Raw genomic sequence first — 7,667 nt, 5'->3', positions numbered from 1 at the left:
CATGTCCTCCGAAAGGAGGGGCACGACACAGTGGCCGCCGCTGAGCAATCTGCGGCGGCCATTATGTTGTGTGCCAACTGCCGAAACGCCAAGCCAGCCCGCAAACCCGAGCCCACCCCCCCCCCCCCGCAAGCGGGAAGTGACCAGCCTTACGGCTTCACATCCGGCGGCAGTTCGCCTGCCATGCCCGCCGCCACCTTCTCCGCCGCCTCCATCACCCGCAGCAAATTCCCGCCCGCGATCTTCTCGCAATCGGCTTCAGACAGGCCGCGGCGCAGCAGTTCGGCGATCAGCGCTGGATAGGTCTCGACGCCTTCCAGCCCAGTGGGGGTCGACTCGATGCCGTCCAGATCACCGCCGATGCCGACATGATCGACGCCGGCCAGCTTGACCATGTGGGCGATGTGATCGGCGACATCCTTGATGCTGACGGGCGGCTCCGGGTTCTTCGCTTCCCATTCCGCCAGCGCCGCCGTCTGGCGCGGCACGTCGGCCAGATAAAGCGCGGCCAACCGGGCGCGTTCGCCGTTGCGGGCGGCTTCCCAGGCCTGGCGGGCGGCGTTGATGAAGCCGGGCACATAGGTGGTCATCACCACGCCGCCGTTGGCCTTCACCAGGGTGAGCACATCATCGGGCACATTGCGCACATGATCGGCCAGCCCGCGCGACGACGAGTGGGAGAAGATCACCGGCGCCTTGGTCACCGCCAGCACCGCCTTCATCGTGCCGGGCGAGACATGGCTGAGATCGACCAGCATGCCGATGCGGTTCATCTCGTGCACGACGGCCTTGCCAAAATCGCTCAGCGGCTGGGGACGCGCCGGTTCGTTGGCGCTGTCGGCCCAATCATTGTGCTTGACGTGGGTGAGCGTCATGTAGCGGGCGCCGAGCGCGTAATAGGCGCGCAGCACCGGCAGACTGTTGTCGATCTGGCTGCCGCCTTCGACACCCATCAGGCTGGCGACCTTGCCGGTCTTCTGGATGCGGCGGATATCGGCGGCGGTGCCGGCCAGCTCGAAATCAGCCGGATATTTCGCCACGAAACCGCGCACGATGTCGATCTGCTCGATGGTGGCCTTCACCGCGGCCGGGCCGGTGACGCTGGCCGGCACATAGACGCTCCAGAATTGTCCGCCGACCCGGCCGGCATGCAGGCGGGGAATGTCAGTCATCAGCGGGCGCTTGAATTGGCGGCTGTCGGCCTTCAGATCCTGGCTCCACCATGCTTCGCCAAAACTGCCGCGCAGCGCGCCCGGCCAGTCGTTGTGGCCATCGATGATCGGCTGCCGCTTCAGCACGGCCTCGGCGCGCTTCAGAAAGGGATCATCCAGCGCGAAGGCCGGGGTGGACAAGGCGGCGACCAGCAGGCCGGCGAACAGAGCGCGGTTCATCATCATGGGCTGTGCTGTTCCAGACACCGGGCATGCCGGCAATTGGGAAAATGGCGGGTTATTGCGGGGTCGCCATCGGCGCTGACGGCTTGGCCTTCACCGCGATGCCGCGCGGGCCGGTCCAGGTCCAGGCGGCGATTTTCCAGCCGGCGCGGCCGCTTTTCAGCACATAGGTCATACGCGATGGTTCGGCCTTGGGCACGCCCTTTTCCGTGTATCTATAGGTGGCGGCGACAATGACATAGGCCTGGCCGCCGGCCATTTCGGCGCGCAGCGTGCGGCCCAGCGTCACCTTCTCGTCGGTGCGCCCCATGGCCAGGGCTTCCTTGTGCTGATCGGCCAGCCAGGTTTCCATCGCGTCCCTGCCGGTCCACAGATAGGGCGGCGGCTCGTCGATGATCACCGGGCTGGCGACATGGGTAGCCTTGGCGGCCTCCAGCTTGGCCGGATCGTTGAAGCCGGCCACGAAGGTTTCGATCACGGCACGGGCCGGGCCGGCCGGATCGGCCGCCAGGGCGGGCGTGGCCAGCGCCGCCGCCAGTGTTGCAGCAATCATCATCAGGCGCATCGCGATGCCCTTTCCTGGTTCAGAACGGTGGTCCGCGCTTATGGCTTGGGTGCCGGCTTTGGCGAGGGACGCGGGCCGGTCCAGGTCCAACCGGCGATCTTCCAGCCACCGGCGAGCTTCTTCACCACAAAGGTCATGCGGCCAGCCTCGACCATGGCAACGCCATCCTTGGTGAAGCTGTAGGTGGCGGCCGCGATCACATAGGCGGCGTCGCCCTTGGTCTCGGCGCGCAGAGTGCGGCCGATCACCAGCGATTCCGCCGTGCGGCCGGCGGCCTTGCTGTCGGCGCCCAGATCAGCGAGCCAGGTGTCGAATGCGTCCTTGCCGCTCCACATGAAGGGCGGCGGTTCATCGAGGATGGTGGGACTGGCAACGTGGGTCGCCTTGGCAGCGGCCATGTCGCCCTTGGCAAAGGCGGCGGCAAACGCATCAATCGGCGCGCGTGCCGCGCCGGCCGGATCGGCGGCAAGGGCAGGCGTGGCAAGTGCGGCAGCGACGGCCGCGATCAGCATCAGGCGCATCAATTCTCTCCCCCGTGGAAAGGCCGATGCTACGCCCGAAACCGCGGCCCGCCAAGCGCAGATGGTCGCACCCGCACGGCCCTCTCTTGCCCGCTAGGTGACGGGTGCGACAGGCTGTGGCTTTGATGACTGCAAAGCCCAATCCAGAAAGGTCCCACCATGCTCGATGCTGCCGATCGCCGTGTGTACGGCCCCGATGAAACCGCCTTCCGCGACACGGTGCGCAAGGTCTTCGAAAAGGAGTTGATCCCCAATCTCGACCGTTATGAGGAAGAGGGGCTGGTTGACCGCAAGTTCTGGCGCGCCTGTGGTGAATCCGGCCTGCTCTGCCCCGGCGTGCCGGAGGAATATGGCGGCCTTGGCCTCGATTTCCGCTACAACGCCATCGTGGATGAGGAGCTGGCCTATGCCGGCTCCTCAGCGGGCATCACCCTGCAGTCCGACATCGTGGCCGATTATATCGTCGCCTATGGCTCGGACGAGCAGAAGGCCAAATATCTGCCCAAGATGATTTCGGGCGAGGTGATCACCGCCATCGCCATGACCGAGCCAGGCGCCGGCAGCGACCTGCAGGGCGTGAAGACCACCGCCCGCAAGGACGGCAATCATTATGTGATCAACGGCAGCAAGACCTATATCACCAACGGCCAGAACGCCGATCTGATCATCGTGGTCGCCAAGACTGACCCCGAGGCCGGCGCCAAGGGCACCAGCCTGATCCTGGTCGAGGCCGACCGCGAGGGCTTTGCCCGTGGCCGCAACCTCGACAAGATCGGCCAGAACAGCGCCGACACGTCCGAACTGTTCTTCAACGATGTGCGCGTGCCGATGACCAACTGCCTGGGCGAGGAGAACAAGGGCTTCATCTACCTGATGAGCCAGCTGCCGCAGGAGCGCCTGTCGATCGCCATCTCCGCCCAGGCCGGCGCTCAGCGCGCCTTCGATGAAGCGGTGAAGTTCGTGAAGGAGCGCAAGGCCTTCGGCAAGACGGTGTGGGATTTCCAAAACACCCAGTTCACCCTGGCCGGCCTGAAGACCGAATTGCAGGTGGGCTGGGCCCATATCGACTGGGGGCTGCAAAAGCTGATCGAAGGCAGGCTGACCGCTGCCGAAGCCAGCGCCGCCAAGCTGTGGCATACCGAACTGCAGGGCCGCGTGTGCGATGAGGCGCTGCAACTGCACGGCGGCGCCGGTTACATGAACGAATATCCGATCGCGAGGCTGTGGCGTGACGCGCGCGTGCAGCGGATTTACGGCGGCACCAGCGAAATCATGAAGCTGGTGGTCTCGCGGACCATCTGAGCTGACGTCACGGGCGCGGGGTCGGCAACATCGATTCCGCGCCGCGCGGGCTGGTGATCGGATCGGCGTGGCGGTGCACCAGCCGCCATTGCTTGCCGGTGCGTTGGTAAACACTGGTCACGCGGGCCGAGAAATCGGCGAAATCGGGGCTGGTGCCAAGCTTGGCGCGGCCATGCTCCACCTCGACAAGCACGATCGTGTCGCCGCTGCCATAGCTGGCGATGCGGTCCACACCGCGCACGCTGCCGTCGCGATATTTGGTGGCGGCGTTAGCGAGCCGGGCGCGCACTTCGGCCGGGCCCTTGCCGAACGGGCCGAACGGGTTGCCCAGCGTGATGTCATCGCGATCGGCGAACAGCGCGGCATAGCCGGACGGGTCGCCGTTCAGGATCTTGCGCAGCGCCTCGTGGCTTTGCGTGACTGCCTGTTCGAGCGCCGGGGGCAGTGCGGGCGCCTTTGCCCATGCAGTGCTGGCCACCACGGCGAGAGCGCTGGCGACAACAACGGCAAGCCTGTTCATGATCGATCCCCCTGGCAGATGGCCGATGCTAGCCAGACTTTGCGGCATGAGCCAGCCAGACTGCGGCATTTCCCGGACTGGCGCTGCCTGCTTTCTGCCCTTAACCGGTCGCAATCCGATGCCATAAGCGACGCCATGATGACCGCAATTGCTGCCCGCGTGACCGAATCCGCCCAGCCACCGACCACCGGTGCGCTGGCCGGTGAAGACGTGGCCCTGATCAAGCTGGCCGCCACACTTGGCCGGGAACTGGGCGAATACAGGCCGGCGATCTATTGGGCAGACACAGCGGCTTCAGCCCTGCTGGGCTGGGGCGCGCTGGCGGCGCTGATCCTGGTGCCGGGCCTGGGTGGGGCCGCCACCGCCGCGCTCGCCATCGTCGCCGTGCTGGCGCTCTATCGCCTGGGCAGCTTCATCCACGAAATCAGCCACATGAAGGATGACAGCGTGCCGGGCTACCGGCTGGGCTGGAACCTGGTGGCCGGCATCCCGTTGATGATCCCCAGCTTCATGTATGAAGGCGTTCACAATCTGCACCACGCCCGCAACCGTTATGGCACGGTGCGCGATCCCGAATATATGGCCCTCGCCCTGAAGCCGAAGTTGAGCGTGCCGCTGTTTGTGGCGGTTGCCGCCCTGGGCCCGATCGGCCTGCTCATCCGCTGGGGCATTATGGCGCCGCTGTCGCTGCTGAAGCCCGTGCGCGATCAGGTGCGCGCGCGCTTCTCGGCGCTGTCGATCAACCCCGATTTCCGCCGCGATCCGCCGGCCGGCCCGGCCGCCGCGCGCTGGACCCTGATGGAAGTGGCCACGTCGGCCTTCGTCATCGCCGTGCTGACCGGCGTGGCCACCGGCGTCATCCCGCTGCGCGCCTTCGCCATCTGGCTGGCGGTGCTGTCGACAACGATGGTTCTGAACCAGGTCCGCACGCTGGCCGCGCACCTGTGGGAAAATGACGGCAAGGTGATGAGCATCACCGCCCAGTTCCTCGACAGCGTCAACGTGCCGCCGCCCGCACTGCTGCCCGAATTGTGGGCGCCGGTGGGCCTGCGTTACCACGCGCTGCACCACCTGCTGCCCAGCGTGCCCTATCACGCACTGCCCGCGGCGCACCGCCGGCTGCTGGCCGAACTGCCGGCCGACAACGCCTATCACGGCGGCAACCACCCCAGCCTGACCGGCGTGATCGCCCGCCTGTGGGCAAGCGCGGGCACGGCGCGGGCCTGAAGAACTGGAAGTGAGGCCTCCGGCGGGCAGGGACTCAGTCCCTGCACCCGTTCATTGTTCCCGCCTTCATTCCAAGCTGGGCGCACGCCAACGAAAGTGGGTCCAGGGGCTCAGCCCCTGGCCGCCGGAGGCATAACTGCCTTGGCCTAAACCCGCCCGTGGTCCTGCATCCACTTCGCGACGCGGCCCATGGCCATTTCCATCAGGTGCGGCGCCATGTTGTCGGGTGGCGGCGGCAGGCTGGTGAATTCGTGGCTGTCGTGCAGCACCTGGTCGCCGCGGGCGATGGTGAAGCCTTCCCAGCCCTTGTCACGCACCGCGTTGCAGATATCGGAATAGATGTGCAGCCCGCCGGTGAAGGCCAGGAAGCGGCGCGGTTTGCCGGGCACGTTGGCGCCCATGTACCAGCTGTTGGCCTGCGGGAAGAGCGTCATCGCGGCGGACTGGTCGACGAGGTCGGTCCAGGTCTGTTCGGCCTCGCGCGTCGCCTCGATGCGGCCGGCCTGGCGGCCGTTGAGGCTGGCGATGATCTCGGTGACATAATCGACATGCTGTTCGATGCTGTTGATCATGTTGGTCAGCACGCTGGGGCTGCCGGGGCCGGTGATCAGGAACATGTTGGGGAAACCGGCGACCATCAGGCCGAGATAGGTTTCCGGGCCATGCGCCCAATGTTCCTGGATGGTCTCGCCGGTGCGGCCGCGGATGGCGATGCGTTCAATGGCGCCGGTCATCGCGTCAAAGCCGGTGGCCAGCACCACGGCATCGAAATCGAAGCTGTTGTGCTTCGTCTTGATGCCGGTGGCGGTGAAGGTCTCCAGCGGGTCGGCGCGCAGATCAACCAGGCTGACATTGTCGCGGTTGTAGGTCGCGTAATAGCCGGTATCGACGCACGGCCGCTTGGTGCCGAACGGGTGATCCTTGGGGGTGAGCAGTTCGGCGACCTTGGGATCCTTCACCTGTTCGCGGATCTTGGCGGCGACGAAATCGCTGATGATCTTGTTGGCCGCCGGATCGATGGCCTGATCGGCGAAGGCGTTGAGGATGCGGAAGCCGCCCCAGGCCCAGCGCCGCTCCAACTCGGCCTTGATCTCTTGCGGAGGGGTGTGGATGGCGATCGCCTCGTCACGCGGATCATTCCAGAAGCCGCCGGCCGTGTAGCGCGAGCGGGCGCGGAAGGCGCGCGGGTCCTTCAGCCACTCCTGGAAATCCTCTTCCGGGATCGGGCCATTGTGGGCCGGCATCGAGAAGTTGGGCGTGCGCTGGAAAACGGTCAGGTGGCCGGCGCTCTCCGCGATGATCGGGATCGACTGGATGGCCGATGATCCGGTGCCGATGATGCCGACCCGTTGTCCGCTGAAGTCCACGCCGTCATGCGGCCAGCGCGAGGTGCGATAGATGGTGCCCTTGTAGTCCTCGATGCCCGGGAAGGTGACATCGGTGGGCACCGACAGGCAGCCGGTGGCGAGCACGACAAAGCGCGCCGCGATCACTTCGCCGGTGTCGAGCGTGACGTTCCAGCCATCGGCGCCGGCATCCCAATCGGCCGCCGTCACCCGCGTGTTGAAGCTGATGTCCTTCTTGAGGTCGTACCGGTCAGCGACATGGTTGGCATAGGCCAGCAATTCCGGCTGCGGCGCGTAGCGTTCCGACCAGCGCCATTCCTTCTCCAGCTGCTCGTCAAAGCCATAGCAATAATCAAGGCTCTGGATATCGACGCGGGCGCCGGGATAGCGGTTCCAGTACCAGGTGCCGCCAACACCACTGCCGGCTTCGAACACATGGCTTTTCAGGCCCAGTTCGCGGCACTTGACCAGCATGTACATGCCGGAAAATCCGGCCCCGACGATCAGCACATCCAGACGCTCTGCCATTACCCTCTCCCAAGCAAAGGCACCCCTCCCCAGGGGCTGTGAATGTGCAGGCTATCACGCGGGGGCACGGCGCAAAGCTGGGACTATTGAGTGCGACAGACTGTGCGGCACAAAAGGAAAAGGCCCGGCATCTAACGATGCCGGGCCTTGCCTTTTCGTCTCGCCGTGCGTCAGGCGGCGGGCTTGGCTGCCGGTGCAGCCGGCGCAGCAGCAGCCGGAGCAGCCGGCGCGGCGGCGTCCGCGACCACCGGAGCCGGGGCAGCG

Annotated in this window: 7 protein-coding genes; 2 read left to right on the top strand and 5 right to left on the bottom strand. The window is 66.0% G+C overall.

The window, feature by feature from the left end; all coding sequences use genetic code 11:
* Positions 1-149: 149 nt before the first annotated feature.
* From GJ693_RS12035 to GJ693_RS12025, 3 genes are read right to left on the bottom strand one after another with little or no spacing between them, the layout of a single operon-like run.
* Positions 150-1,391, bottom strand: coding sequence for a dipeptidase (locus tag GJ693_RS12035; protein ID WP_156256538.1), 1,242 nt, complete (start codon positions 1,389-1,391; stop codon positions 150-152).
* Positions 1,392-1,449: 58 nt separating this feature from the next.
* Positions 1,450-1,959: a hypothetical protein gene (locus GJ693_RS12030; protein ID WP_156256537.1), complete on the bottom strand. Its 510-nt coding sequence runs from the start codon at positions 1,957-1,959 to the stop codon at positions 1,450-1,452.
* 38 nt (positions 1,960-1,997) lie between these two features.
* Complete coding sequence (locus tag GJ693_RS12025) at positions 1,998-2,480, bottom strand: YybH family protein (protein WP_156256536.1); 483 nt, start codon at positions 2,478-2,480, stop codon at positions 1,998-2,000.
* A gap of 159 nt (positions 2,481-2,639) precedes the next feature.
* Here GJ693_RS12025 and GJ693_RS12020 point away from each other — a divergent pair, with 159 nt between their 5' ends.
* The gene (locus GJ693_RS12020; protein ID WP_156256535.1) at positions 2,640-3,782 is read left to right on the top strand and encodes an acyl-CoA dehydrogenase family protein; all 1,143 of its coding nucleotides are present in this window, start codon (positions 2,640-2,642) and stop codon (positions 3,780-3,782) included.
* A 7-nt stretch (positions 3,783-3,789) separates the two neighbouring features.
* Here GJ693_RS12020 and GJ693_RS12015 read toward each other — a convergent pair whose 3' ends face one another.
* A complete protein-coding gene (locus GJ693_RS12015; protein ID WP_156256534.1) occupies positions 3,790-4,302 on the bottom strand; it encodes a YybH family protein in 513 nt (170 codons plus the stop codon).
* Positions 4,303-4,437: 135 nt separating this feature from the next.
* Between GJ693_RS12015 and GJ693_RS12010 the strand changes: the two genes are divergently transcribed.
* Positions 4,438-5,529, top strand: a complete 1,092-nt coding sequence (locus GJ693_RS12010) for a fatty acid desaturase family protein (RefSeq protein WP_156256533.1) — start codon at positions 4,438-4,440, stop codon at positions 5,527-5,529.
* 146 nt (positions 5,530-5,675) lie between these two features.
* On the opposite strand, the gene GJ693_RS12005 is transcribed toward GJ693_RS12010, so the two are convergent.
* A complete protein-coding gene (locus tag GJ693_RS12005; protein WP_156256532.1) occupies positions 5,676-7,403 on the bottom strand; it encodes a flavin-containing monooxygenase in 1,728 nt (575 codons plus the stop codon).
* Positions 7,404-7,667 lie beyond the last annotated feature (264 nt).

Source organism: Sandarakinorhabdus oryzae (assembly GCF_009733735.1).
Taxonomy (GTDB): Bacteria; Pseudomonadota; Alphaproteobacteria; order Sphingomonadales; family Sphingomonadaceae; genus Sandarakinorhabdus; species Sandarakinorhabdus oryzae.
The sequence above is the reverse complement of the archived record's forward strand: the minus strand, read 5'-3'. Positions and strand labels throughout refer to the sequence as shown.